General features: G+C 70.0%; 23 protein-coding genes and 1 pseudogene. 12 read left to right on the plus strand and 12 right to left on the minus strand.

The window, feature by feature from the left end:
* Positions 1 to 21 precede the first annotated feature (21 nt).
* From D473_RS0100235 to D473_RS0100270, 9 genes and pseudogenes are all read right to left on the minus strand, one after another.
* A complete protein-coding gene (locus tag D473_RS0100235; RefSeq protein WP_017607080.1) occupies positions 22 to 708 on the minus strand; it encodes an SDR family oxidoreductase in 687 nt (228 codons plus the stop codon).
* 24 nt (positions 709 to 732) lie between these two features.
* Positions 733 to 2,118 (minus strand): PfkB family carbohydrate kinase, encoded by a 1,386-nt coding sequence (locus D473_RS0100240; RefSeq protein ID WP_017607081.1) that lies wholly within the window; start codon positions 2,116 to 2,118, stop codon positions 733 to 735.
* Positions 2,115 to 2,705, minus strand: a complete 591-nt coding sequence (locus D473_RS0100245) for a D-sedoheptulose-7-phosphate isomerase (protein ID WP_017607082.1) — start codon at positions 2,703 to 2,705, stop codon at positions 2,115 to 2,117. Before D473_RS0100245 ends, D473_RS0100240 begins: the two co-directional genes overlap by 4 nt.
* Complete coding sequence (locus tag D473_RS0100250) at positions 2,705 to 3,967, minus strand: glycosyltransferase (RefSeq protein ID WP_017607083.1); 1,263 nt, start codon at positions 3,965 to 3,967, stop codon at positions 2,705 to 2,707. Before D473_RS0100250 ends, D473_RS0100245 begins: the two co-directional genes overlap by 1 nt.
* Positions 3,964 to 5,004 (minus strand): glycosyltransferase, encoded by a 1,041-nt coding sequence (locus D473_RS0100255; RefSeq protein WP_017607084.1) that lies wholly within the window; start codon positions 5,002 to 5,004, stop codon positions 3,964 to 3,966. The genes D473_RS0100250 and D473_RS0100255 overlap by 4 nt, the downstream gene beginning before the upstream one ends.
* Positions 5,001 to 6,011 carry a glycosyltransferase family 9 protein gene (locus tag D473_RS0100260; protein WP_017607085.1) on the minus strand — a complete coding sequence of 337 codons (1,011 nt, stop codon included), beginning with the start codon at positions 6,009 to 6,011 and terminating at the stop codon, positions 5,001 to 5,003. The genes D473_RS0100255 and D473_RS0100260 overlap by 4 nt, the downstream gene beginning before the upstream one ends.
* Positions 6,008 to 6,964, minus strand: a complete 957-nt coding sequence (locus D473_RS28300; RefSeq protein WP_394296754.1) for a D-glycero-alpha-D-manno-heptose-1,7-bisphosphate 7-phosphatase — start codon at positions 6,962 to 6,964, stop codon at positions 6,008 to 6,010. Before D473_RS28300 ends, D473_RS0100260 begins: the two co-directional genes overlap by 4 nt.
* Positions 6,947 to 7,405, minus strand: a pseudogene (locus D473_RS28480) (glycosyltransferase family 2 protein); the annotation flags it as partial. The gene D473_RS28300 and the pseudogene D473_RS28480, both read right to left, overlap by 18 nt.
* Before the next feature lie 24 nt (positions 7,406 to 7,429).
* Entirely contained in the window at positions 7,430 to 9,079 is a 1,650-nt protein-coding gene (locus D473_RS0100270; protein ID WP_017607087.1) for a carbamoyltransferase family protein, read from the minus strand.
* A 206-nt stretch (positions 9,080 to 9,285) separates the two neighbouring features.
* Here D473_RS0100270 and D473_RS0100275 point away from each other — a divergent pair, with 206 nt between their 5' ends.
* From D473_RS0100275 to D473_RS0100325, 12 genes are all read left to right on the plus strand, one after another.
* Positions 9,286 to 10,251 (plus strand): glycosyltransferase family 9 protein, encoded by a 966-nt coding sequence (locus D473_RS0100275; RefSeq protein WP_017607088.1) that lies wholly within the window; start codon positions 9,286 to 9,288, stop codon positions 10,249 to 10,251.
* A 166-nt stretch (positions 10,252 to 10,417) separates the two neighbouring features.
* A complete protein-coding gene (locus tag D473_RS0100280) occupies positions 10,418 to 11,314 on the plus strand; it encodes a SigB/SigF/SigG family RNA polymerase sigma factor (RefSeq protein WP_017607089.1) in 897 nt (298 codons plus the stop codon).
* Between the two features lie 642 nt (positions 11,315 to 11,956).
* Positions 11,957 to 12,310 carry a hypothetical protein gene (locus D473_RS0100285; protein WP_017607090.1) on the plus strand — a complete coding sequence of 118 codons (354 nt, stop codon included), beginning with the start codon at positions 11,957 to 11,959 and terminating at the stop codon, positions 12,308 to 12,310.
* 63 nt (positions 12,311 to 12,373) lie between these two features.
* Positions 12,374 to 13,669, plus strand: a complete 1,296-nt coding sequence (locus D473_RS0100290; RefSeq protein ID WP_033352340.1) for a lysine N(6)-hydroxylase/L-ornithine N(5)-oxygenase family protein — start codon at positions 12,374 to 12,376, stop codon at positions 13,667 to 13,669.
* A gap of 15 nt (positions 13,670 to 13,684) precedes the next feature.
* Positions 13,685 to 14,950: an ATP-grasp domain-containing protein gene (locus D473_RS23870; RefSeq protein ID WP_017607092.1), complete on the plus strand. Its 1,266-nt coding sequence runs from the start codon at positions 13,685 to 13,687 to the stop codon at positions 14,948 to 14,950.
* An 89-nt stretch (positions 14,951 to 15,039) separates the two neighbouring features.
* Positions 15,040 to 16,236, plus strand: a complete 1,197-nt coding sequence (locus tag D473_RS0100300) for an MFS transporter (RefSeq protein WP_017607093.1) — start codon at positions 15,040 to 15,042, stop codon at positions 16,234 to 16,236.
* Positions 16,233 to 16,790, plus strand: coding sequence for a DUF3291 domain-containing protein (locus D473_RS0100305; RefSeq protein WP_017607094.1), 558 nt, complete (start codon positions 16,233 to 16,235; stop codon positions 16,788 to 16,790). The genes D473_RS0100300 and D473_RS0100305 overlap by 4 nt, the downstream gene beginning before the upstream one ends.
* A gap of 65 nt (positions 16,791 to 16,855) precedes the next feature.
* Positions 16,856 to 18,466 (plus strand): class I tRNA ligase family protein, encoded by a 1,611-nt coding sequence (locus D473_RS25385; RefSeq protein WP_206539003.1) that lies wholly within the window; start codon positions 16,856 to 16,858, stop codon positions 18,464 to 18,466.
* Positions 18,463 to 18,810, plus strand: coding sequence for a hypothetical protein (locus D473_RS27810; protein WP_206539004.1), 348 nt, complete (start codon positions 18,463 to 18,465; stop codon positions 18,808 to 18,810). Before D473_RS25385 ends, D473_RS27810 begins: the two co-directional genes overlap by 4 nt.
* A gap of 41 nt (positions 18,811 to 18,851) precedes the next feature.
* Positions 18,852 to 19,799: an FAD-dependent oxidoreductase gene (locus D473_RS0100315; protein ID WP_449406437.1), complete on the plus strand. Its 948-nt coding sequence runs from the start codon at positions 18,852 to 18,854 to the stop codon at positions 19,797 to 19,799.
* 26 nt (positions 19,800 to 19,825) lie between these two features.
* Positions 19,826 to 20,308, plus strand: a complete 483-nt coding sequence (locus D473_RS0100320) for a GNAT family N-acetyltransferase (RefSeq protein ID WP_017607096.1) — start codon at positions 19,826 to 19,828, stop codon at positions 20,306 to 20,308.
* The gene (locus tag D473_RS0100325; RefSeq protein WP_017607097.1) at positions 20,305 to 21,474 is read left to right on the plus strand and encodes an APC family permease; all 1,170 of its coding nucleotides are present in this window, start codon (positions 20,305 to 20,307) and stop codon (positions 21,472 to 21,474) included. The genes D473_RS0100320 and D473_RS0100325 overlap by 4 nt, the downstream gene beginning before the upstream one ends.
* A gap of 67 nt (positions 21,475 to 21,541) precedes the next feature.
* Here the strand turns inward: D473_RS0100325 and D473_RS0100330 are convergent, their stop codons facing one another.
* The 3 genes from D473_RS0100330 to D473_RS0100340 are packed head-to-tail and all read right to left on the minus strand — an operon-like array spanning position 21,542 to position 26,240.
* Complete coding sequence (locus D473_RS0100330; protein ID WP_017607098.1) at positions 21,542 to 23,731, minus strand: terpene synthase family protein; 2,190 nt, start codon at positions 23,729 to 23,731, stop codon at positions 21,542 to 21,544.
* 44 nt (positions 23,732 to 23,775) lie between these two features.
* Positions 23,776 to 24,813 carry a family 2 encapsulin nanocompartment cargo protein polyprenyl transferase gene (locus D473_RS0100335; protein WP_017607099.1) on the minus strand — a complete coding sequence of 346 codons (1,038 nt, stop codon included), beginning with the start codon at positions 24,811 to 24,813 and terminating at the stop codon, positions 23,776 to 23,778.
* An 11-nt stretch (positions 24,814 to 24,824) separates the two neighbouring features.
* Positions 24,825 to 26,240 (minus strand): family 2B encapsulin nanocompartment shell protein, encoded by a 1,416-nt coding sequence (locus D473_RS0100340; RefSeq protein ID WP_193373231.1) that lies wholly within the window; start codon positions 26,238 to 26,240, stop codon positions 24,825 to 24,827.
* Positions 26,241 to 26,244 lie beyond the last annotated feature (4 nt).

Genomic DNA, 26,244 nt, shown 5'->3' on the forward strand with positions numbered 1-26,244 from the left:
CCACGGGACCGCCGTGAGCGCCTACGGCCAGGAGGTCTCGCCCGAGTGGCACACGACCATCTCCCGTACCTCGCATCCGTGCGGCTGGCGCAGGGCGAAGAGCACGGCCGAGGCCACGTCGTCCGGGTCGTTGAGCTGCGCGTCGGGGCCGGGACGGTACTGTTCCGGCCGGTCGTCGAAGAAGGCGGTGCGCATCCCTCCAGGGACGAGGAGCGTGACCCCCACGGACCCGGCGAGTTCGGCGGCCAGGGACCGGGTGAACCCGACGACCCCGAACTTGGAGGCGCAGTAGGCGCTGGCGTCGCTCAGCGCGCGCAGGCCGAGCGTGGACGCGCAGTTGACCACGCTCCCCCTGGTCTCCTTCAGGTGAGGCAGGACCACCCGGGTCACGGCCACGGTGCCCAGCAGATTCACGGCGATCACGTGTTCCCAGTCCTCGGCGGACACGTCGGACAGCTGACCGCACACGTCGATGCCGGCGGCGTTGACGACCGCGGAGGGCCGACCGTGCTTCTCCACCACCTGGGAGATCGCCTGTTCGATCGCGTGCCGGTCGGCGAGGTCGACCTCTTCGAAGGGCAGGTCCGTCTCGGGGTGTTTGCGGTCCAGCACCACGGGGCGCCCGCCCTGCTCGGCGATCTCCCGAGCCGTGGCGGCACCGAGCCCGGATGCTCCTCCGGTGACGACGGTCAGTCCGAGTTCACGCATCTTCTCTCCTTCACGCACGGTGTCTCAGGTCGCGGGGAGGCCGTCCTGGCCCCGCAGATGATCGATGAGGCCGGTCGTGGACCGGCCCGGCAGCAGCGGCAGTGTGACGACCTCGCCGCCGGCGGCCCGCACGATCGACGCCTCGGGCAGGTCGTCCGCGTCGTGATCGCCGCCCTTGATCCACACGTCCGGCCTGATCCGCCGGAGCATGCTCATCGGGGTGCTCTCACCGAAGAGGACGACGGTGTCCACGCAGGAGAGCGCGCCCACCAGGCGTGCCCGGTCGTGTTCGGGCACCACCGGGCGCTCCTCGCCCTTGAGGCCGCGCACCGACGAGTCGTCGTTGACCAGGACGACGAGGTGGTCTCCGAGGGCCCGGGCCCGGCGCAGCAGGTCGACGTGGCCGGCGTGCAGCAGATCGAAGCAGCCCCCGGTGGCCACGATGCGTTTGCCGTCGCGTCGGGCCCCCTCCACCTCGGGTGGCGGGTTGAGCATGCTCACGGCCGGTCCACGCTCGCGCCGCGGTTCCGCGTACGCGGCGGCGGCGCCGGATGCGACGAAGCGTCCGGCCGCACAGGTGCCGGCCTCGACGGCGCTCCCGACGCCGAACCCCCGGGTCAGGAACACGGTGCACGCGGCCGCGAAGGCGTCCCCGGCACCGCAGGTGTCTTCCGGTTCCGGTACCCGTTCGGCCCGGACCTCGCCGCCGTTGCCCGACCGGTCGGCCCAGACCCCGCCCCCCTCGCCCAAGGTGACGGTGACCGCCTCGGCCTGCCACTGGTCCGCCAGCCGGCGTGCTCTGCGCAGGGTGTGCGCGGTGTCCGCCCCCGCGGGAACCAGGCTCTCGGCCGCGTTGGGTGTGACCAGGAGGGCCCCTGACACCGGCGGTGCCCCGCGCGGATGCGGGTCCCACACGACCGGTGTGTGCGCGGCGAACCCGGTCAACACCTCGCGTACGGCCCTGCTGTGGGTCAGGCCGAGTCCGTAGTCGGAGACCAACACGGCATCGGCCCCGTGCAGGGCGCGGCGCACCTCATCGGCCGAGACTTCCGGCACGACCTGTTCACAGCCTTCGTCGAGCCGTGCGACGGTGGCTCCGCCGTCCTGCACCCGGATCTTGGTGGGGGTGCGTCTGCGCAGCGGGAGTCCGTCGAGCACCACGCCCGTACCGAGGCTGCGGGCGAGTTCGACCGCACCCTCGTCCCGGCCGACGGCCGTCACCAGGCCCACGTACCCGCCGCTGTACTCGCGCAGGAGCCCCGCGGCCAGGCCGGCCCCGCCGGGGCGGTGCCATCGACCCGGTTCGTCCAGGACGGGTGCCGGGGCGTCGGGGCACCGCCGACGGGACTGCCCTCTCAGGTCGACGTCCAGGATGCTGTCACCGAGAACGACCAGACGCCCGCCACTCATGTCCTCCCCCTCTGTTCTGGAACGGCCCGAGCCGTGCCCGACCGTTCCGACCAGCGGTCCACCCCCGCGCAGAAGACGTGGACCAGCGCCAGGTGGACCTCCTGGACGGTCGAGGTGGACCCGGCCGGCACGGCGACCGTGTCGTCACTCAGCGATTCCAGGGAGCAGGGCCCGGGTCCGGTCAGGGACCAGGACAGGACACCCAGTTCGCGGGCGGCCTTGGCAGCCTCCACGACGTTCTCGCTGTTGCCGCTGGTGGACATGCACACCAGAAGGTCTCCGTGGCGGGCATGCGCCCGGAGCTGCCGGGCGTAGACCTGTTGGTAGCCGTAGTCGTTGGCGATGGCGGTCACGCTCGAGCTGTCGGCGTGCAGTGCCAACGCCGACATCGGTGGCCGTTCGGTCTCGAACCGTCCCGTCAGCTCGGCGGTCAGGTGCTGGACCTCGGCGGCGCTGCCACCGTTGCCGCACGCGAAGAGCCGGTGCCCGGCCGCCAGGGCCGGGCCGGCGATCCGGGCCCAGCGTTCGACCCGGTCGACGTCGGTTCCGTGCAACGCCTCGTCCAGTTCACGCAGGTGGGTGTGCATCAGCTCTCTTCCCCTCCGACCGTGGTCGCGGCCGTCTGCTCCGTGAAGCGCTCGTGCTCCGGGTCGCGGGGAAGTACGGCCCACCGGGCCTGCGACCGGTAACACTGTTCGGTGGCCCGGGCCACCTCCGACCACGAGTACCGGCCCCGGACCCGCCTCTCGGAGGCCTCGGAGTAGAACCTGCGTGTGTCGGGTTCTGCCAGCAGCCGGCGGATCTTCTCGGCGAGCCGGCCGGGACTGCGCGCGGGAACGAGCAGCCCCGTCTCCCCGTGCACCACGGTGTCGCGGTGGCCGCCCACCCGGGAGGCGATCACCGGTACCCCGCAGGCCATCGACTCGACCGTGGAGATACCGAACGGCTCGTACCAGGGCACGTTGACCGACAGGTCCGCGGAGCGGACGAGTGCCGGCACCTCCTCACGGTCCACGCATCCGAAGAAACGCACTCGGTCGGCCACGCCCAGGTGCCGGGCGATCGTGCGCAGCCGTAGGACCTCGGGGTCGTCGGTCATCTCGTCGGGGCACGGACCACCGACCACGAACAATTCCGCGTCGGGCACCGCGGCCAGGGCCCGGATCACCGTGTCGACCCCCTTGCGGGGAACGAGCCGCCCCAGGCTGAGCAGACGCGGCCGCCCGTTCCTGCGTGCGCCGGGGCCTGAGCGGGTGAAACGCTCGGTGTCCACACCGCAGGGCACGACGGCGATCCGTTCCGGTTCCACACCCCAGGTGAGGAGTTCGTTCCTCTCCTCCTCGGAGGTCGCCACGACCGTGTCACAGGCCCGTGCCACGGCCGGTTCGATCCGGTCCCTCCCCGGAGGGCTCGTATCGGCGATGCCCTGGAAACGCTGCTTGACCGCCCCCAGCGCGTGGAAGGTCTGGAACACGGGGATCCCGAGCGCGGATCCGGCCCCGGTCGCGGCCATCCCGCTCATCCAGAAGTGTGCGTGCACGACGTCGGGCCGCTCGTGCGCGAGCGCCTCGGTGAGCTCGCGCTCGAACTCGCCCATGTGGGGTAACAGCAGGTCCTTGGCGAGCGGCGCCGCCGGCCCGGCTCTCAGGTGCCGGACCCGGACACCGTCCCGGAAGAGCACGGTGTCGGGTGCGGTCGGATCGGTGCGCCTCGTGTGGACGACGACGTCGTGTCCGCGTCGGGCCAGCGCGGTGGCCAGTTCCGCCACGTGGACGTTCTGGCCGCCGGCGTCCTCCCCGGTGATGAGCGCCAGTGGACTGGCATGCTCCGACACCATCGCGATCCTCATCGTGTCACCTCCTCCAGCACTCGGTCCCAGTCGTCGAGGAACCTCGGGAGCCCGTACCGGGCCAGCGCGGCCTCGCGCGCGGCGGCACCGGTACGGGCCGCGTGGTCGGGGTCCTCCAGGAAGGTGCGCAGCTCCTCCGCGAGCACAGCGGGGTTCGTGGAGACCACACCGGCGCCCGGCGGGACGGCCTCGTAGGCCTCGGTCGCGCCGACGGCGGCCACGGGCAGGCCCATCATCATCGCCTCGATGAGGGAGAGTCCGAGTGAGGTCCAGCGCAGCGGGTGGACGTAGGCCCTTCGACGCGCCAGTTCGGTGTGCATGGCGTGCTGGGGCAGGTCCTCGTGGGCGCGCAGCTGTGCCTCGGGGATCCCCAGCCGACGCGGGACCGCCTCGACACCCATGCCGAACAGGTCCAGGGAGACCTCGTCGGCCAACCCCGGCAGCAGGTCCGTTCCGGTGAAACGCCGACGGCGCAGGGGTTCGTTCAGTACCACTCCGACCCGTGCCACGTCCCCGGTGTACAGGGGGCCCGGGTCCGGGACGCCGTGTTCGACGACGTGGACGGGGGCCCGGCCGCAGTCCCAGAAGAGGGCGTTGAAGTGTGTCACGTGCACGACCGGGACGTCCGAGCGTTCGGCGAGTGGGTGCGGGGTCTCGGGTACACCGCCGCGCGGGGTGTTGTGTTCGACGTAGACCGCGGGCACGTCCCGTCCGGGGACCGCACCGAGGAGGTGTTCGGCGAGCCCGATCTCGTGGGGGCGCTGCAACAGCACCAGGTCGATCCCGGCCCCGCGTACCTGATCCCAAGGGAGTTCCACGGCGTTGGGCGGCCAGTCCCAGGTGTCGGCCCGCCCGCGCCCGTCGGGCCCCCGGTCGGGTGTCACCGGGAGCACGCAGGTGTGGCCCGAGTGCAGGAACGAGGTCGTCCACGACCCGTGGACGTGCCACATGAGCACGCGGCGGGGGCGGACGGGCGCTCTCGTGTGCGCTTCGGTCCGCGCGGACGCGGCGGTGGCCCGGCCCGTGTCCACGGTCATGACGCCTCCCCCAGTTCGTCGATGGCGGCCAGGACCTGCCCGGCGGTCACGTCGTTGAGGCAGGGATGGCCCGGAACCGGGCACCGGCGCGCCCGTGTGCCGGCGCACGGGGCGTCCTGGGCGCCCAGAAGCCGGTGGGCGACCCCGTAGGGGGCCCAGGCCGAGGCCGGAACGACGGGGGAGAAGAGCGACACGACCGGGGTGCCCACGGCGGCGGCCAGGTGTGCCGGTCCGGTGTTGCCGGCGGTGACCACACGGGCCCTGCGGAGCACGTCGGCGAGTTCGGCCGTGGTGGTGCGGCCGGCCAGATTGAGGCCGTGCTCGCCCCCGACCTCCCCTGCCTTGGCGCGGTCGGTGCCGGTCACGACGACGCGGTGCCCCCGGGCGCCGAGCTCGGCGACCACGTCGGTGCCCAGGGCGTCGGGGAGTTCGCGGGCGGGAGCATCGGCGCCGACGTGGACGACGGTGTAGGTGCCGGTTCCCACCAGGGCCCGGGTGTCGGGCAGGGGGCGCCGCAGGTCCAGGCGTCCGGTGTCCTCGGGGCCGGGCGGGAATCCGGCGGCCCCGGCGAGCGAGAGGGCGCGCTCGGCCTCGGGCATCCCTCGGGGGACCCGGTGGCGCACGTCCAACAGGCTTCCCGGGTAGTCGTCGCTGATCGCCGAGATCCGTCCCACGCCCGCCATCCTGAGCAGCAGGGCCAGCGGGAGCGGCGACTGGTGGAAGGAGGTGAGGACGACGGCCTCGTCCGCGCCCGTCGCGGTGATCGCCGCCATCAGCTCCTCGACGTCCTCGCGCTCGACCCGGGGCGGTTGCGGGGAGATCCACGGCGCGCACCAGGTGAGGACACCGTCCACTCCGGGGAGCAGGCGCGCCGCCGCCTCGCCCTGGGGCCCGGCCAGCACGACCACACGGTCGGCACTGCGGGCGACCGCCCGCACGGCAGGGCCGGACAGCAGGACGTCGCCCATGCTGTCCATGCGTGCCACCAGGACCGTGCGTGTGGTCATGCCCCTTCACCTCCCACGATCCTGCGCACCGCGGAGGGCAGGTCGTGCTCGACCTCCGGGGCCCGGCGCAGTTCTTCGTCGAGGGTCACCGGTGTGGGCACGAGGATTCCCCGTGCTCCTGCGGCGGCCGCGGAGTCGGTGTCGGGCCCGATGTCGCCGATCACCGCGCACTCGGAGGGGTGTACTCCGAGCCCCTCGGCGGCACTGAGCACCAGCCCCGGCAGTGGTTTGCGGCAGGTGCAGTCCTCCTCCGGGGCGTGCGGGCAGATCCGCCACAGGTCGAAGGGGCCGAGCAGCTCCTCGACCCGCCGGTTGACCTCGGTCACCTCCCGTTCGGTGAGGGTGCCGCGGCCGATCCCGGACTGGTTGGTCACCATCCCGGCCCGGAGCCCGTGTTCGCGGGCGAGGGCGACGGCTTCGGCCGCGCCGGGGCGCGCGACGACCTTGTCGGGGTCTCCGTTGTAGGGCACGTCCTCCACGAGCGTGCCGTCCCGGTCGAAGAGCACCGCGCGCACGCCCGGCGCGGGCCGGGCGCCGGTGTGCCGGAGCTCGCCGCGCAACCGGTGCAGGCATGCCAGGGGCGGAATGAGCACACTCGTGAGCGCCATGTCGGCCCATTCGGCGGGCTCGGCCGGACCGGAACGCATACGTGCCAGCGCGAACCGGGCGGTCGACAGCGCCCACACGGCGGCTGACACGGCGGCCGTCCCACGCCGCCCGGTGGCCGCCGCGAGCACGGCGGTGGCGGCCGCTGCGGTCGTGAACAGGTGTGAGCGCAGACTGCCGGGCGGTTCGGCGACCCGTTCGCGCCAGGAGCGTCCGTGCAACCGCCGCATGAGGGCGTTGTCCGCGTTGCCGCGCTGGGCCCGCAGGCTCGCGCGGCGCCCGCCGTCCCTCAGGGGATGGACGCACACCCGGTCTCCCCTGTGCAGCGAGAGGCCGGCGTCCTCCATCCGCAGGGCGAGATCGGTGTCCTCCCGGTAGGCCCGGGGGAAGCGGGTGTCGAACCCGCCGACCCGTTCCAGGGCCCGCCTGCGCACCGCCAGGTCGGCGGTGATCCACAGGGCGCCCTCCAGGGCGATCGTGGCCCGTTCGGCGTCCGTGGGGCGGCGTCCGTGCGGACGCGGTACGACGATCCGGCCCTGGCTGCCCGCGGCCTCCTCGGGAAGGGCCGCCAGGTCCGCGCACAGCCGCTCGGGCCAGTCAGCGGGCGGCCGCACGTCGTCGTCCAGGAAGACGATCCACGGCGCAGCACAGGAGTGCCACCCGGCCTGCCGCGCGGTCGCGGGCCCTCTGCCGCCCGTATACAGGATCCGCACGCCGAGCCGGTCACCGAGCCCGGGCAGTGGTGTGTCCCGTTCTCCGAGGGGCCGGTCGTCGACCACGACGATCTCGGCGGGGGGGGGGGGGGGGNCTGCTCATGTCCGCCCCTTCTCGGAACGCCGCACGAGATAGGGGCCCAGGGCCAGGACGTCCACCGGTGCGGAACCGAAGCACTCCAACGCGTCCCTCGGTGAGTCCACCATGGGCCGACCGGCCGTGTTGAGGCTGGTGTTGATCAGGACGGGCACACCGGTCAGCGTTTCGAACTCCGACAGCAGGCGGGCTGTGAGCGGGTCGTTCTCGGGGTCGACGGTCTGCACTCGCGCGGTGCCGTCCACGTGGACCACGGCGGGGATCCGGTCCCGCCATTGCGGAGCGACGTCGTGGACGAACAGCATGTAGGGACTGGGCAGGGGCCCGCCGGAGAAGAGCTCTGCGGCCCGTTCGGCCGGAACCATCGGGGCCACGGGACGGAACTGTTCACGGCCCTTGACCCGGTTGAGCCGTTCGAGGTTGTCGGCGTCGGACGGGTCGGCGAGCAAGGAACGGTGGCCCAGCGCCCGGGGCCCGAACTCGGACCGTCCCTGGAACCACGCCACGAGAGCGTTCTCCCGGAGCGCCCGGGCGACCTCCGCGGCGAGGTCGACGGGGCGCTCGTACTCCACCTCCGCGTCGGCGAGGATCGCGGCCAGTTCCTCGTCCGACCAACCGCGCCCCAGGTCGGCGCCGGACATGGGCTCGACCTTGTCACCGAGGTCGGCCGCCGTCTGCAGCGCACCGCCCAGGGCCGTGCCCGCGTCCCCGGCGGCGGGCTGGACCCACACGTCCTCGAACGGGCTCTCCCGGACGATCCGGCTGTTGGCGACGCAGTTCAGGGCGATACCTCCCGCCATCGCCAGGCTGCGTTGCCCGGTCCGTTCGTGGAGCCAGCCCAGGAGGTCGAGAAGGACCTCCTCCAACCGTTGCTGCACGCTCGCCGCGAGGTCGGCGTGCAGGCGCGTGGGCTCGGTACCGGGTTCCCTGGCCGGGGCGAGGGCCGCCCAGTCGACCTGCGAGGCCACGATCAGTCCGTCTCCGCGGTGGGCGATCCTGTCGCTCAGCCGGTCGACCATCGTCGGTTCCCCGTAGGAGGCCAGCGCCATGACCTTGTACTCGTCGCTCGAGCGCCGGAAGCCGAGGTGTTCGGTGAGTTCTTCGTAGACCAGGCCCAGCGATTCGGGGAGTCCTTGGCGTGCGAGGACCTCCAGCTGCCCGTCCTCCGAGTAGGAACCCGCCAGGTGCGAGGTGTTCTCGCCGCGGCCGTCGGCGGCGAGAACGGCGCGTCCGCCCTCGGCCCCCGGTGCCGCCAGCGCCGCGGATGCGGCGTGTGCGACGTGGTGCGGCATGTGCAGGACCCGCTCCGGGTCCAGGCCGGGCAGAGCGGTGGCGAGGAAGTGCGGGGCCCGCTCGACGTAGGTCTTCCGCAGCCCCTCCCAGGCCGGGTCGAGTCCGGGCCCCCGTTCCACGGCCAGCGCGGGATCGTAGGAGTAGGTGACCGCGTCGAGCTCGGAGGGGCCGATCCCTGCCTCGCTCAGGCACCAGCGCATCGCCTCGACCGGCAGTTCCCACGTGGAGAAGGGCACCGGTTCCTTACCGTGCTTGCGTCGGGAGAAGCGTTCCTCCTCCGCGGCGGCCACGGTCCGGCCGTCGACCACCAGAGCGGCGGCAGGATCGTGGAAGACCGCGTTGACACCGAGCACCCTCATGGAACCTCCTCCGGACGAAGGCGTCGATTCGGAGCACGTCCAGTCGACTACCAGGCGTCAGGTGGGATAAACGTCGCCTCTGACCTGCCTGCTCTCGTCTGCGTCCCCGGACGGTTCCCGCACCCGATCCATGTTTGGCTCAGAAGGCCGGCGGTCAGAGGCCTTCCACGAGCGACCGCTGCAGCCGAGGAGGAACCATGTCTGCGGTGACCCGCTCCCCGCGTCTTCTGGCGGTACGCGCACTGGGGCTGGGGGACTTCGTCACTGCGGTTCCCGCCCTGCGGGCCTTGGAGCGCGCCCTGCCCGATCACGTGCGTGTGCTGGCCGGGCCGGCCTGGTATCGGGACCTGGTGCGATCAGCCGGATTGGGATGGCGGGTCCTGCCCACCGAAGCACTGCGTACACCCGAGTGGGAGGGACCTGCCCCGGAGCTCGCGGTGAACCTGCACGGCCGGGGACCGCAGAGCACGGCCGCGGTGGAGGCACTCGGCCCCGGGCAGCTGTGGAGCTACGCACACCCGGACGCACCCGGGGCCCAGGGGCCGCCGTGGCCCGGAGCGGTCCACGATTGCGAGCTCTGGTGCGCACTGCTGGAGTACTACGGGGTTCCCGCCGACGCCGAGGACGTGCGCTGGACCCGGCCGGCCGGCGTCGGCGACCGGGACGACACGGTGATCGTGCATCCCGGTGCCGCCTCGGGGTCACGGCGGTGGCCGGCCGAGCGGTTCGCCCAAGTGGCCCGCCGTCTCCAGAACCGGGGGTTCAGGGTCCTGGTGACCGGTTCTTCCGGGGAACGTGCTCTGGCCGAGCGGGTCGCCACGGAGGCCGGCCTGTGGTCCGGTTCGGTCGTGGCGGGCCGCACCGGCCTGCGCCTGCTGCTCCACCTGGTCTCCCGTGCCCGTCTCCTCGTGTGCGGAGACACCGGTGTGGCGCATGTGGCAACCGCCTACGTCACCCCGTCGGTCCGCCTCTACGGGCCGGTCTCCCCGGCCCTGTGGGGGCCGCTCGTGGACACCGATGTCCATGCCTGCCTGTGGTCGGGGCGCCGGGGTGAGCCTCATGCCGAACACTTGGACCCGGGTCTGGCCGAGCTGACGGTGGACGCGGTGTGGCAGCGGTGCGAGCGCCTACTGGGAAGAGGACAATCTCTGACAAAAACCCATCAAGACTGAACCACGGAGCTTTTCGGCGTCACAGTGGAGGGCAGCTCCCTACGCAGGCACGTCTTCGTGGAGAGCACTTCCCCCGCGCGGAACCATGGGCCGAAACACACCGACCACGGCCTCGGTCCCCGTGTGCAAGGACGCTCTCCCGTGCCCGACGGTGAGGAGGCTCCTCTTGACTGTGCACACCACATCCGATGTCCGAGACACGTCCGTGGAGGCCCGGTCCTCGGAACCTTCGCGGGAGACCACGCTCATCCCCCGACAGGCACGCGAACCCGCGGCGGAGACCGTCGACGACCCGCCCTCGGCACGGGAGCCCTCGGCGGATTCCTCCGCCGAGGAACTGCTGAGAGCACTGAAGGGACTGGAGCCGGACGACCCCTTGGGGGAACGGCTCCGCGAACGGGTCATGCAGCACTACCGGCCGGTCCTGCACCGGATCGCCCGCCACTACAGCGGCCGCGGAGAGCCGGAGGAGGATCTGCGGCAGACAGCACACGTGGGGCTGGCGAAGGCGATCCGCGGTTACGTCCCCGAGAGGGGCAAGGCCTTCATCAGTTATCTCCTGCCCACCGTCACGGGCGAGATCAAACGGCACTTCCGTGACCACACGTGGGCGGTGCACATCCCGCGGGAGATCCAGTCGCGCCGCCCCAGGATGAACCAGGTCCGGCAGGAGCTCGAGCAACAGCTGGCACGCAGCCCGAGTATCCACGAGATCGCGCAGTCCATGGAGCTCTCGGACAAAGAGGTGGAGAGGATCCTGCTGGCCTCGGAGGCCTACAACACCTTCTCCTTCGGTTCCTACAACGAGGACTCCCCCTCCCCGATGGAGGAGCGCATCGGGAGCGAGGACCACGACCTCCACATGGTCGTGGACCGGGAATCGCTGCGTACGGCGTGCGCGTTGCTCGCGCCCCGGGAACGGCTGATCCTCAAACGCCGGTTCTTCGACGAGTGGACCCAGGGACAGATCGCCGAGGAGGTGGGGTGCTCACAGATGCACGTCTCCCGCCTGCTCGTGTCCACGCTCCGCACCCTCCGAACGGAGATGGTCGCGCTGTCGTGAACGGGTGGCATGCCAAGGCCCGGCGGACACGGAACCGCCGGGCCTTCGCCTGTCAGTGGGGCACGCGCTCACGCATGGCCAGACCTTCCGCGGCACGCCGAGCGGGTGGAGGTCGGCCAGGCCCCGGGCATGCCGGAGCCGAAAGCCTGCCGGCGCATCTCCCTTCGGCAGGGCACGGTACAGGGCCGTGGCGCCGTCCCCGCGTGTCCGCAATCGGACACACGCACGCCGAGGAACTCGAAGAAGCTGAACGACTGCGGGGGATCTGCCCTGCCCTCCTCGCCGACCACCACCCGAAACCAGGAAACCTGAACTTTTCCTTCCTTTATTCATGCTTTATTCGCCATGATAGCAAATCAACTCCCCCCAGGCCACCCTCGACCTTGCCCACCGAAATATTTCCTACTCTCCCGGGCCGGCGGCTGCTAGCATCTTCTTGGTGGTTCCAAAGACAGAAATTCTGGCACTCACATGGGCTGGTTCAGCGAATGGAAGCCAATGAACTCACCGCAAACGGGCCACCGCATACAGCGACTTACACTGAGAGACAGAACTGCGCTCTGGCGCTGTATGTCTTCATCGGACCCGACCACCAGGCCCGGAAACTTCACCCCGTGGTGCCGTGATTTCTGGAGGACTTCGGTGGCCGACAAACTCCCCTCCGGGGAGATCAGATCTTTCATTCTCGGCCACCCCTCCCCCGTATACGGGGACCTGTGCATCGTGGACCGGTTCCTCCCGGCTCAGGAGATCGACGTCTCGGTCGGGCTGCTCGAGCGGTTCTCCGAGATCATGGCCGAATCGGGCTTCCGACACGTCGAAGCACCCGCGGATCCCCCTGGAAGAACAGCCCTGCACGCCTACCGGACCTTCGCCGGAGCACACGGGCTCCCACTGCTCGTGACCGACGTACCAGCAGAGGCTTCCGATCTGCCCTGGACACCCTCGACCGAAGGTCCGAGGTTCCTTCGGATCGATCTCGGACAGCGAACCTGACCCGACGGGAAGAATTATTTCCCACACCTCTCGGCAACACAGGAACAACAAAAGGACAATTTCGTGCAGATACACGATGTATTAGGAATCGGGCTCGGCCCCGGAAACTTATCTCTGGCCATCGCCCTCGCCGAGCAGCCCCCTGAAACAACCATGAAATTCCTGGAAGCCAAGGAAAGCAATTCTTGGCAATCGGGAATGCTGCTGGATGGCTCTGATATCCAGAACAACCCGATCCGAGACCTCGTTTCCCTGCGGAACCCCAGGAGTAGATTCTCTTTCGTCAACTATCCCTTCGAAGTCGACGGCCTCGTTGAATTCCTCAACCTTCCCGGAAGGTACCCTCTGAGGAAAGAGTACGCCAAATACATATCCTGGGTCGCGCAGCATTTCGACCACGTGGTCGACTACGGAACGTACTGCACCCGGGTGTCGACCACCGCTGTGGACGGCGCCCTCGTGTACGAGGTCGAGACCTCCGATGGAGGGCGTCACCGTGCGCGCGCGCTCGTTCTGGGCACGGGCCGGACCCCCCACGTTCCCGCCCCCTTCTCCGAAGCGGTCGATCGCAGGGTCTTCCACCTCAACGACTACCTGCCCCGAGTGGCAGAGCTGTCGGAAACGGGCCCGCCCGCGTCCGTGGCCGTCATCGGTGGCAGCCAGAGCGCCGCCGAACTCACACTCGATCTCACCAAGCGTTTTCCGGGCGCCCGTGTCCGGAACCTCGTCCGTTCCTACAGCCTACGGTTGAAGGACACCAGCCCGTTCAGCGACGAGGGGTACTTCCCCGCGTTCACGCGCTACTACAACGAGGCCTCCCCCACGGCACGCCGGCAGTTGGACACCTACATGCGTGCTACCAACTACTCCTCGGTGGACGAGGACGTCCTGGACGAGCTGTACATGCTCATCCACGAGCAGCGGCTCGACGGGGAGCAGCGGACCTTCGTCGACGGCAACCGTGTCGTGGACACGCTGAAGGAGGGCGAGGACCGTATCTCCCTCGGCATCCGAGAGGTGGTGACGGGAGAGACCGAGACCGACGAGTTCGACATGGTCGTGGTCGCCACCGGTTTTCGCGACTTGGGGCCCGGCTCCCAGCAGGAGCCCTTCCCTCCCCTGCTCGCAGAGATCACCGACCGGCTCGAGTTCGACAGCCACGAGCTCCTCCAGGTCGGCCCCGACTACGCGGTGGAGCGCCGGGACACCGACCTCCCTCCCTTGTTCCTCAACGGCTTGTGCGAGTACACGCACGGCATCGGGGACGCCGGTTCGTTCAGCCTGCTCTCCCTGCGTTCACAAACGATCCTCACCGCTCTCACCAAAGCCCTGCGCTCCGATATGACCGCCACCACCTGAGAGGAACGAGCCACAGTGAGTAGCCCTTCCCAGGGCAGGAACATCATCCTGGCCATCGGTGTCGGCAGCCAGAAGGACAGAGACAGCCGACCGTACCGCGAGCCCCTCCTCGCGGCCGCCGCCGAGCGCTTCCCGGTCTGGCTGTTCGACTCCTACGAGCCGACGTGGCAAGAGCAGTACACGGTCGGGTCCACGGTCGTGGATTGCCAGTCTCCCGAAGCCCTGATCACGGAGGCGAACCGGCTCTCGGCCTCCTACACGATCGTAGGGGTCCTGTGTCCTGACGAAGGGAGCTTGGAAGCGGCGGCGCGGGTCACCGACGCCCTGGGTGCCCTGGGCCTTTCCGCGGACTCGGCACGCAATTGCCGTGACAAGAAGCTCTCCCGTGCCCTCCTCACCGCAGAAGGGATCGCCCAACCCGGATTCACCACCGCACGCACTTGGCAGGAGGCCTTGTCCGCGGCAGAACGATTCGGTTTTCCGGTCGTGCTCAAGCCGCGCACTCTCGGGGCGAGCCAAGGGGTGGTCCTCGTCCGGGAACCTTCCGAGATGGAACAGGCCTTCGAAGCTTCGTCGCGGGCGGGATACCCGGGGGTGGAGGTACCCGACGACTACATGGTCGAAGAGTACTTGTCCGGGCCGGAAGTGAGTATCGACGGCGTCGTGTTCGAGGGCGAGTACATCCCGCTCTTCGTAGCGCACAAGAAGGTCGGACCCGAACCGTTCTTCACCGAAGTGGGACATGTCGTGACCGCGGACGACCCGCTCGTGTCGAACGAGACGATCCGCTCGATGCTCGAGAAGGCCCACGGCGCACTCGGCATCTCTCATGGGGCGACGCACTCCGAGATCAAACTGACGCCGAACGGTCCGGTCATCGTCGAGATCAACGGCCGCCCCGGGGGCGACCTGCTCCCTTACGTGTGCAGACTCGCGACCGGCGTCGACGCCTGCCTGGCAGCCGTCGACGTGGTGACGGGCCGGGCCCCGACCGTACGCAGGACCCTGTCGAGAACCATGGGCATCCGCTTCTACGCCCCGACCGAACCGAGTCTGGTCCGAGAGGTGAGGATCGCGGACCGGAGCGATTTCCCGGGTGTGGTCGAAGCAGCACCCCTGGCCGCCCCGGGGGCTGAGCTCTTCTGTCCCCCCGAGGACACCGTCGCCCGATACGGATACGCGATCGTCGAAGGTGCTTCGCCCGGGGAATGCACTGAACGTCTGGAACTCGTCGAAGGCCTCGTCACGCTCGACCACGTCCCCCTGAAGGCCGCGACATGAGAAATACCGACCCAAGACAACCGTCCGGGACGGGGGCGGGGCGATCCGGGCTCAAGGGGTTCCTTCCCCTCCCCCTCCCCGTCGTCGTCGTGACGTTCAGTGTCTTCCTGAACCGTGTCGGTGGATTCTTCGCGATCTTTCTGACGCTGGTTCTGGCCGATCGGGGCTACGACGCCAACGAGATCACCTTCGGTCTGGCCGTGGTCGCCGTCTGCGGCGCGGCGGGAGCCGGGGTGTCGGGCATCCTCGCCGACCGGTTCGGAGCCAAGGGCACGGTCGCGGCCGCCACGGCGCTCTCGGCCGTACTCTCGCTGTCCCTGGTGAACGTTCAGGAGTACGTGACAACTCTCGTCCTGGCCGGTGCGATGAACGCCTCGTTGCAGGCGTACACTCCAGTCGCCCAGGCGATCGTCGGTGAGGCATCCCCTCCTGAGTGCAGGGTCCCGAACTTCGCCTTGTACCGGGTGGCCCTCAACATCGGGGTGGCGGGCGGGTCCCTGCTCGGAGGCCTGTGGGCGGCCGAGCACATGAGCACCCTGCTCATCGGCAACGCGGTGGTCTCGGCCCTGTCCTCGCTCCTGTTGTTCTCGATGCTCCCGAAGTCCACCGGGAGCTCGGTGCCCCCCGCCGCTGCCAGGTCGACGCACGGCCGTCGGAGCCAGGGGCCCGGGCTCCTGGCGAACCCGTATTTCGTGGTGGTGTGCGTGTTGTTCGGCGTGACGTCGCTCGTCTACGCCCAGCACACGGGACCGTTCCCGTTGGCGATCACCGACGCCGGCTTCAGCACCAGTGTGTTCGGGGCACTGCTGTCGTTGAACGCCGTGTTCGTCATCGTGTTCGAGGTTCCGATCGCCATGGGCGTGCAGCGACTGCCCGTGCGGGTGCCCATTGTTGCCGGAGCAGTTTGCGTCTTCGGCGGCTTCTTGATCAACGCCCTCGGCCTCGGTTGGGCCGTGCTCATCATCGGTGTCCTCTTCTGGACCCTGGGCGAGATCCTGATTTCCCCCGTGGCCGCCGCCACAGCCAGCAACGCGGCACCGGCCGGCGCCGGTGCCCGTTACCAAGCTTTCCTGGGCTTCTGCCAGATGACGGGGATGTCAGCCGGCCCCGCGCTCGGGGTCTTCCTGTACGGGCTGGGACCACAGGTCCCCTGGCTGGTCAGCGGCGTCCTGGGATGTCTGGTCGCGGCCCTCTTCTTCTGGTTGCTGCCACTCGCCGTCGACCGCGGGACGGCCCTGTCACACCCGGAATCCGACCCGATGCCCCAGAACGGAGAACACAAGTGACCACATCCTTCCGCCTGGCCTTCACCACCTTCGCGGTCATGAAGGAACCCTACGGTTCCGCTGTCACCAAGGGGTTCGAGGACCTGACCGGCCCCACCTTCGAGGAGGCCGAGCGCCACCCCGGTTTCCTCTCCCGGGCCATCAGCCCGAACGACGACGATCAGAACACGAACTTCGGCAAGGACTACGGTCCTTGGGGAGAGTTCGACGTGCCCCGGTTCTACGTGTGGGGGCGCACGGAGGAGACCGACCGCCGCGCCTCGACCCTCTCGCTCTGGAAGGACCTGGAGTCCGTGCACGCCTTCGTCTACACCGCTCCCCTGCACAAGTCGGCGCTTCGCCAACGGCACGACTGGTTCGTCCGTCCCGAATGGCCCTCTTACGCCCTCTGGTGGGTCGCTGAGGAGGAGACCCCCACGTGGAAGGACGCCTCCGTGCGGCTGGAGCTACTGCACGACAACGGTCCCACGCACCGAGCTTTCGACTTTCGCCACCCTTTTTCACCGCAGGGCGAGCCGATGGAAACGGTCAAGAAGAGCCGGGCACGTCCGTGAACCGACGGCACTCGTCTCACACCCGCATCACCTCCCATCTCCTCTCTCGAGCACGGAGTTTTCGGATGATCACGCGCAGGTTCGACCGGGATTCGATGACCTGGTCCTACGAGATGTACCTTCAGCCGATGCTGGATTCTGAGACCGTTCACGGGCTCCCCTTCGGATCCGTGTTCGGCAGTGTGCCGGCACACACGGTCTCCAAGCGCCACGCCCACCAGGACGACGAGATCTTCCTCGTCCTGCAAGGAGGGGCCATCGTCTGCCTGGACGGGGAGGAGCGCCTGACCAGAGCGGGGGACGTGGTGCACCTCGAACCGTTCGGTTTCCACGAGATTCGCAACGAGTCCGATGAGTCGTACGACATCGTCTCGATCTTCTGGGAGAACGCCTCGTCCGTGGCGAAGGCGCTCGAGACCAACAAGGTCCGGGCCAAACTCCCTGAACGGGCCTTGGTGTGCTGCCCTCCCGTCACCCCGAACGGAGGTCTCCACCTCGGGCACCTGTCCGGTCCGTACGTACGCGCCGACATGTACGCGCGTGCGCTTCGGTCCATGGAACGGCATGCCCGCTACCTGACCGGTACGGACGACCACCAGTCCCATGTCGCCCGCAACGCGGAGAAGGAGAGGATCGAGCCCGCCGACCTGGCGGCCGCTTGGCGGACGAGGATCATCAAGACCCTGAGCGGAGCGGAGATCAGCCCCGACCGCTTCACCGCCCCGGTGGCCGATGCGGTCCGGACGGAGCGGGTGCGGAAACTGTTCCACCGCGTTCTCGAGTCCCCTTCCGTGACGTGGTGTGAGCGTGAGTCGGCGTACTGCCCTGCTTGCGAAGTCTCACTGCATCAGGCGTTCATCTCGGGCGAGTGCCCGACGTGCCGTGCCCCGGGCAGCGGCGAGATCTGCGAGGCGTGCGGCCGACCCAACGAGGCCAGGGAACTGGTCGAGGCCCACTGCGAGTCCTGCGGTGGCGCGGCCTCGGTCCGTCAGGAGCGGGCAGCATGGCTGGACCCGAGCTGCCACACCGACGCTCTGCGCGCCTACCTCGAGGAGGCGGGTGTCCCGCCCGACACACGTGCCCTCCTGGACGACCTGCTGGACGGGCCCGAGGGGTTGGCCCCCTACCGGCTGACGCGTGACGGCGACTGGGGGACGGATGTGGGGGAGAACCAGCGCATGGACGCCTGGGTCGATCTCTCGCTGACCTACCTGGACGCGGTACGCGAAGAGCGTGACGAGCACGGTCCAGCCGAGGTCACACTCTTCCTGGGCTATGACAACTCTTACTACTACGCGGTTCTGCTTCCTGCCTTGGCGCTGGCCCTCGGTGAAGCCGAGCTCCTGCCCTCCGACCTGGTCACCAACCAGTTCCTCCATCTGGACGGGGAGAAGTTCTCGACCAGTCGAGAGCACGCGGTGTGGGGGACGATGCCCTCGCCTCCGCCGGCAGCGACGCCGTCCGCCTGGGGCTCCTGCGCCGCGCCCCTGAAGCCAGGGTCACGGACCTCCCCTCCGAGGATGCCGGCCTCTTGGGAGAGGATCCCCTCCTCCGGACGGCGGGCACCTGGTTGCGCGGCTTCGGAGAGCTGGTCGACGAATTCAGCGGCAAGGTGCCGGGCACCGGTGCGTGGACGGACACACACCGCGAGTTCTACCGGTATCTGGACTCCGTGACCGAACAACAGGACGGGACACTGATCCCGGCGTCCTTCAGTGCACGGGCCTACATCGGGCTCCTCGACTCGTTCCTGGCCCGGGCCCAGGAATTCCGGGGTGCGGAGCGGGCTCTGCGCCGTGTGCCTTCGCAGCAGGAGGAAGCACGCACGAGTGCGGCCCTGGAATACCTGGCGGCCAAGGTCTTCGCCTCGCTCGCCTGGCCCGTCGTCCCCTCCCTCGCAGAGGGCGTCTGGGAGTGGTTGGGGGGATCGGGCCACCCGGTGCGCGAACAGGTCTGGTCCTTCCTCCCGACCGGAACCACGTGCCGACGGCCGGACGAGTGGTTCGGACCGGCCCTGTGACCCGGAACGCACATCTGCCCACCACCGCGGACGTCGTGGTGGTGGGCACCGGGATCATCGGCGCATCCATCGGCCACCACCTCGCCCTCGAAGGGGCAGATGTCGCCTTCGTGGACCAGGCGGGCAGCGTCGCCGCCGGTTCCACGCACGCCTCGGGCGGCATGGTCCGCGCCTATGATCCGGATCCTGTCGTCGCCGGGCTCGCCTCGGCCGGCCTGGCTACCTACGCGGACCCCGACGCCTGGCCCACGGGCAGGGCTCCGTTGGTCAGGGCGGGCGCGTTGTCCGTCGCCCGGACCGAATCCGCGCCGGATCTGCGGGAGACCGTATGCCGGATGCCTGGCACGCAGACACTCCTGCTGGAGGCCGAGACGGAGTACATGGGCGTCCGCCTGGCCGGCGACGTGGCCGTGGCCGAGCCGGGAGCGGGGTACGTCTGCCCTCCGCGAGTGGCGGGGGGAGGNAGCCTTCGGCACGGGATCGAGCTGAACACCGACGCGGGCACCGTCTCGGCGGGCGCGGTGGTGACGGCGACCGGCGGCTGGGCCCCCGGCTGGGCCGACACCCATCGGTCGCTCCGCACCCGCTCCATCCAGGTGAGCCTGGTCAGGCGTCCCGACGGGACCGGTTCCCACGCCACGTTCGTCGACCTGGCCACGGGGACCTACGCCAAACCCCTTCCGGGCGGGGTGTCGCTCATCGGGATGCCACACCCGGTGTGGGACGTACCGCCGACCCGTCGGACGGAACCCGACGCCGAGCACTCCGGTGCGACCCTCGAAGCGTTGACCCACCGTCTGCCCTGGTTGGAAGGCGCTGTGACGATCGATGTGGTCCGTTCCTACGACGGCTACACGGCCGACGGCGAACTCGTCCGGCGTTCCCGGGACGATCGGCTCTGGACCGTGCGCCCCTGGAACGGAACGGGGGTCAAGGTCGCCCCCGAAGTGGGGCGGATCGTCTCCGAGGACCTGCTCTGCCGTATGTGAACCGCTGACAAGAAGAAGAGGCCGTGATGACGTACCGCATCGAACGAGTGACCGCGACGACCCTGGAAGACGTCCTTCCCCTGATCGCTGACTACCAGGTCTTCTACGAGTGCGGGGTGGACGAAGAACGCAACCGCCGGTTCTTCGGCGAACTGGTGGACAATGACGGCCTCGGCGTCCAGCTGGCGGCCTGGGACGGAAGCGGAGTACTCGGGTTCACGACCCTGTACTGGGTCCGCACCTCCACCCTGGCCACGACCGTGGCCCTGCTCAACGACCTGTACGTGCTGCCCAGCCACCGCGGCGGGCGGGACAAGGGTGTGGGGGCCGAGCTGATGCGAGCGGCGGCCGCCGAGGCCGCCGAACGGGGGTACCCGTCGATGAGTTGGGAGACCGCACCCGACAACACGTCGGGACAGGCCCTCTACGACCGTTTCCTCCCCGAGGCGCCCGCCCCGGGGAGCAAGACCCGGTGGCTCCATTACAGCTACCCGCTCACGGCACGATGACGGTCGAAGAGGCCGGCCCTTCCGGCGGCTCACCGTCCGTGCCGAGGACCAACGGCACACACGGTGTGTGGACGGTGGCCGTGTCCCTGTCGGGGAGCGTGTTGGGGGCAGGCATGCTCCTCATGCCGTCGGTGGTGTGGGGGAACACGGGGCCCGCCTCCTTCTGGGCTTGGGGCACCCATCTGGTGTTGGGCACCTGGATCGCGCTGCTCTTGGCGGTGGTCGTGATCGACAGACCGCCGGATCGGCTGTCCGGGACGGTCTCCGGGCTCCTTCACCCGTCGGCGGGGCGCTTGGTCGACACCGTGTACGCGGCGGCTTTCACGTTCGGCCAGGCCGCGATCGCCTGGTTCGCCGCGTTGTGCGTACTGCCCGTGCTCGTGCCCTTTCGTGCCTCGCACGCCGCCCTGGGAGCGACGTTGGCCTGCGGCGTTCTCGTGGCCGCGTCGCTGCTCGCCGTACGGGGTCCGGCATTCGGGTCCCGTGCGGCGAGGGCACGGCGTTGGTTGACCGGGCTCGTGGCGCTGGGGTGCGCGTTCGCCCTCGTACCGGCCGCCGAGGACCCGGATGTACTGACGGCGGACGTATCGGCGTCCTCCGGCTTCTGGTTGACGTTGGCGGCGCTCTTCTTCGCCGGGGTCGGTTGGGAATCGGTCACCGTGAGTGTCCCGGAACAGGCGCGCCGTGGACGACGCGCCGTCGCGGGGGTGCTCCTGGGGTCCGTGATCGTGGCGTCCGTCTACTCGGGACTGGCCGCCGTCCACCACTACGCAGCGGACACGTCGCCGTTCGGCGGTGTACCGGACGCGGTCCGGTACACGCTCGCCGTCCTGGTCCTCCTTCTGTCGATCTCCTACTGTGCGACGAACATCCGGACCGCCGCGGCCATCGCCTCCAGGGCGTTGTCCACGGAGCGTGCCCCTGCGTCCGTTCCGGTCTGGCTCGTGGGGCTGGTGTGTCTGCTCTGGGTCTGGCCCGCCGCACGTGAAGGAGGTGTCGTTTTCCTCCTGCTCGGCCCGGCTGCCGGGGCTTGGACGGCGTACACGGTCGCTGCGGTCGCCATCGCACGCGGGGGAACCGCCCGGTACCGGTTCCTGGGCAGTGGCTTGGTCGTCGTGCTCCTGGTGATCATGGCCGGAACCCTCCACGCCCTGTCCCCGTTCTGAGGAAGGGACGCGAGGGCCACGGCCGTGCGCTCGTGCCGACCCGTCCTGCGGCGGCGCCCGGACCCGGTCAACTCCGGGTGCCGCCCCCGAGCGCGGCCGCCAGGCGGGCCGCAGAGGTGCCGAGCCCGGACGGGCGCCAGGCGTGGTCGGCCGGGACGCCCTCCCCCAGGGGTCCGGGGGTGCGCAGCCGGCGCTGCTCCTTCTCGGTGTAGCGCACACACTTGCGGTGCCACTCCAGGATCCCCGCCATCCACTCCTTCATGCCTTCGGCGTCGCGGGTCAGCGCGTCGCGGGCGTCACCGTCGAGCGCGAAGTCCTCGAAGAGCCTCGGCAGGTCCTGGGCGAGGATGTGCTCGAACTGCTCCATGCGGGCGTGCATGAGGTCGACGACGACGTCCCGGGCGGTGAACCGGTCGAGGCCGAGGAAGTTCTCCACGACCAGGACGAGGTTGTGCACCTCCCCCTCGAACTCGATCTCCTTCTGGTACGAGAACAGGTCGTTGAGGAAACACGCGTAGTCCTGCGCCGAGGTCTCCAGCTCCCGCATGGTCCGGGTCCGGAAGATCTCCTCGGGCACGTCGGCCGAGCGGGTGAGTTTGGCCAGGCTCCGGGTCATGTCGGAGCCGAAGGTCTGCCGGCGCATCTCCAGGTAGTCCACCGGGTCGGGCACCCGGTGGTGGGCCTGGTTGTCGAGCTCCCACAGCCAGCTCGTGGTCATGTCCTCGACCGCCGTGCGGAACTCGGCCCGTGCCGCGGGGGCCATGGGTGCGGCGGTGCGCCGCCACAGGTCGGCGAGGCTGCGTTCGAGCGGGTTGGCCGGCTCCGGGGTCGGCCCGAGGTCCAACGGCATGAAGGCCGGGAGCCGCTCGTTGCAGAGCTTGGCCGCGGCGGCGTTGCGTGTGGCCCCGAAGACCGCGGGGAAGAAGTCGTCCCCGTAGGTGCCCCAGGCCAGCCAGTCCGAGGAGATGCACAGCTCGTCGAAACCGGCGTCGGCGTGGATCATGGCGGCGCAGTGGGGCAGGTCGAGACCGATGAACTGGCTCTCGTTCCACACCCCGCCGGCCTCCACCCCGGGAAGCGAGTCGAAGAAACCCATCCGCCGCGCCCAGTCCACGGCGTAACGGCGGGCCGCGTCGATCTGCGGGTTGGTGCGGAACGTGAACGGCATGTACAGGTCGGGCAGGTCCAGGTGTCCCACGGGCCGGAGGGTCGGTTGGGTGCGTTGGCGGGCGCGCCGCCGTACCCCGGGCGCGAGCGAGGAGAAGGCCGGGCGCGCGGACGCGGTTCCCAGGCCGGTGGGCCCGGCGAGCTCCCCGGCCGGCCGGGCGGCCGCCCCTTGGTTCATGTACCGGTCGGAGCGTGCGTGCCATTCGTGCCCGCCGGCCTGCCAGTCCTGGAGGCCCTTGACGTAGGCGGCCACCCCGGCCTGTTCGCCGGGGGCCACGGAACGTTCGGCCAGCAGCTCGGGTACCTCGCCCAGCGCCGTGTCCTCGAACTGCACGAGCCGGGAGGTCAGCAGGTCGTTGACGAGTTCGGCGGCCTCCTGGGTGGGCCGGTCGAGGAAGCGCTCGAAGACGAGTACCGCGTTGGAGTTCTCCCCCTCCTCCTGGACCTCGCGCTGGTAGGAGAACAGGTCGTTGCGCAGGTGCACGGCGTCGGAGAACGTGTCGGCCAGGACCCGCAGGGGCCGTTCCTCCGCCAGGCCCTCGGGCAGTTCGGCGCCGACGGCGACCTCGACGAGGTTGGCCGACCAGGGAGCGCCGCCCACCCGGCGCCGCATCTGGATGTACTCGATCGGGTTGGCCACCCGGTCGCGTTCGATGTTGTCCAGCTCCCACATCGACTCGACCATGAGGTTGTGGGTGCTGGTGGTGAAGCGCCGCCGCCAGTCGGCCGACATGGACGGGACGGTGCGCTGCCACAGATCGGCCAGCCCCGCCTCCGCCGGGTTCTCGGGTTCGCGCGGGCGGGCGCCGTCCTCGGTCATGAACTCCTCGAGGCGGTCGAGGAAGGTCTGTGCGCCGGCGAAGTCCCGGGAGTACTTGTACTGCTCCAGGAAGTGGTCGTCGAAGAAGAACACCCACACGTACCAGTCGGTGACGAGGTCGAGCGTGGGTCCGTCGCAGTCGGGGGGGGTGTAGGCGCACATGANCATGCGGCGGGCCCAGCCGGTGCTGTGCCCGCGGGTGCGCTCCAGGTGCGGGTTGAGCCTGGCCGGATGCGGCAGGTAGAAGACGGGCAGGGTGAACGCTTCCATGAGGGCGCCTGTTCTGGTCGGGCGGTGGTCTCGGGTCTCCTGGATCAGTGGGTGCGGTCGACCGCGAACCGGGCCAGCCCCGCGAGTTCCTCGGCCGGGCGCGGGGCCAGGTCTGCGGAGCGCAGGGCGCTCAGGGCCCGGTCGAGCAGGGTGTCGGCCTGTTCCCGGCTCCACCGGCGTCCCCCGGCCGCCTCGATCAGGTCCGCGGCGCGGGCGATCTCGGTGGCGGAGAGTTCTCGGTCGTCCAGATAGAAGTCGGCCAGTTCCCGCCCTGCGGGGGTGCCGGATCTCAGGGCGGCCACCACCGGCAAGGTCTTCTTGCGGCTGCGCAGGTCGGAGTGGGCCGGTTTGCCGGTGGTGTCGGGGTGGCCCCAGATCCCGAGGAGGTCGTCTGCGTGTTGGAAGGCGGTCCCGAAGGAACGGCCGAACTCGCGCAACGCCTCCACGCGTTCGCCCCCACCGCCGAACGCGGCGCCCATCGCACACGCGCTCCCGAGCAGCGCGCTGGTCTTGCCTTCGGCCATGCGCACGCACTCCTCCAGGCCGACGTCGCGGCGTTCCTCGAAGTCGAGGTCGGCGCTCTGGCCGTTGATGAGGGCGAGCACCGCGGCGCTGAGCATCCGCAACCCGTCCTGGGCGGCGTCGCCCCGGCTGGAGGCGAGCACGTCCAGGGCCAGGGTGAGCAGGGCGTCGCCGGCGAGGATCGCGGTGTTGGTCCCGAACACCGTCCACGCGGTGGGTCGGTGGCGCCGTGTGGTGTCGCCGTCCATGACGTCGTCGTGCAGCAGGGAGAAATTGTGCACCAGCTCGACGGCGACCGCGGCGGGCACGGCCGAGGCGGGATCGCTGCCCACCGCTTCCGCGGACAGCAACGCCAGCGTGGGCCGGATCGCCTTGCCGGAGTCGGCCCGCGCGGGGTTCCCGTTCTCGTCGCACCAGCCGAAGTGGTAGGCGGCGACGGGCCGCACGGCGGGTGAGAGGCTGTCGACCGCGGCGCGGACGGCGGGTTCGAAGAGCGTGCGGCCCCGGTCCAGGACCGCGTCGGGCCGTCGGTCGTGTTCGGTGTCCTCGGTGACGGACATGGGTCTCCTCCTCAGCGGGTGATTTCGACGTTCTCGAGGACCCCCAGCGCGTCGGGTACGAGGACGGCGGCGGAGTAGTAGGTGCTGACCAGGTAGGAGGTGACGGCCCGGGCGCTGGTGCCCATGAAGCGGACGTTGAGGCCGGGCTCGTACTCGTCGGGGATCCCGGTCTGGTGCAGGCCGACCACACCGTGGGCCTCCTCGCCGGTACGCAGGGCGAGGACGGACGAGGTGCGGGCCGGGGTGATCGGGATCTTGTCGCAGGGCAGGAGCGGTACGCCCCGCCACGCCGTGACCGGACGTCCTTCGACCTCGACGGGTTCGGGGTACAGGCCGCGGCGGTTGCACTCGCGTCCGAAGGCGGCGATGGTGCGCGGGTGGGCGAGGAGGAGCTGGGTCCTGCGGCGGCGTGCGAGGAGTTCGTCGAGGTCGTCGGGGGCGGGTGGCCCGGCGCGGCCGTGGATGCGCTGGCTCAGGTCGGCGTTGTGGAGCAGGCCGAAGTCGCGGTTGTTGACCATCTCGTGCTCCTGGCGCTCGCGCAGGGCCTCGACGGTGAGACGGAGCTGCTGCTCCACCTGGTCCATGGGTTCGTTGTAGAGGTCGGCCACCCGTGTGCGTACCCGCAGCACGGTCTGGGCCACACTCAGCTCGTACTCGCGGGGTGAGCGCTCGTAGTCGACGAACGTGCCCCCGAGCGCCGGTTCACCGGTGTGGCCCGAGGCCAGGCCGATGTCGGCCTCGCCGTGTTTGTTGTGGGGGCCGGGGTCGGCGAGCCGGTCACGGACGTGGGCGCGCAGCCCGGGCGAGTCGCGGACGGCGCGCTCGGCCGTTTCCCGCGGCAGGGTCATGACGATGCACGGGGTGCGGGCCCGGAGGGTGCTCTGCCAGGCCCCGGGGGCCTCGGCGAAGATCTCGGAGCCGACGAACTGCCCGTCGGCCAGGACGTCGAGGACGACGGGGTCGCCGTACTTGCCCCGGCCGATCCGGTCGGCCTTGCCGTGCGCGAGGACGTGCACGCCGTCCTGGTCGTGTCCGGCTTCCACGATGGTCTCGCCGGGCTCGAACTCGCGCTGCTCGAACCGGGAGGCCAGTCCCTCCAGCACGGAGTCGTCACCGAAGCCCCGGAGGGCCGGGAGTTCGTGCAGCTCGGCCGGCACCACACTCACGTCGGCACCGGTGTTCACACAGGTCACACGGCCGTCGCCGATCGTGCAGACCAGGCGGCGGTTCACCCTGTAGGTGCCGCCCCGCGTCTCGGCCCACGGCAGCATCCGCAGCAGCCACCGCGGGCTGATCGCCTGCATCTGCGGCGCGGACTTCGTCGTCGTTGCCAGGTTCCGGGCCGCCGGTGTCCCCAGGCTGAGCGGGGCGGGCGGGGTCCTGTGGTCCTCTGGGGCCTCGGGCGTCTCGGTTTCGGTCACTGTCATGGAA

This window comes from Nocardiopsis xinjiangensis YIM 90004 (assembly GCF_000341145.1).
Lineage (GTDB): Bacteria > Actinomycetota > Actinomycetes > Streptosporangiales > Streptosporangiaceae > Nocardiopsis > Nocardiopsis xinjiangensis.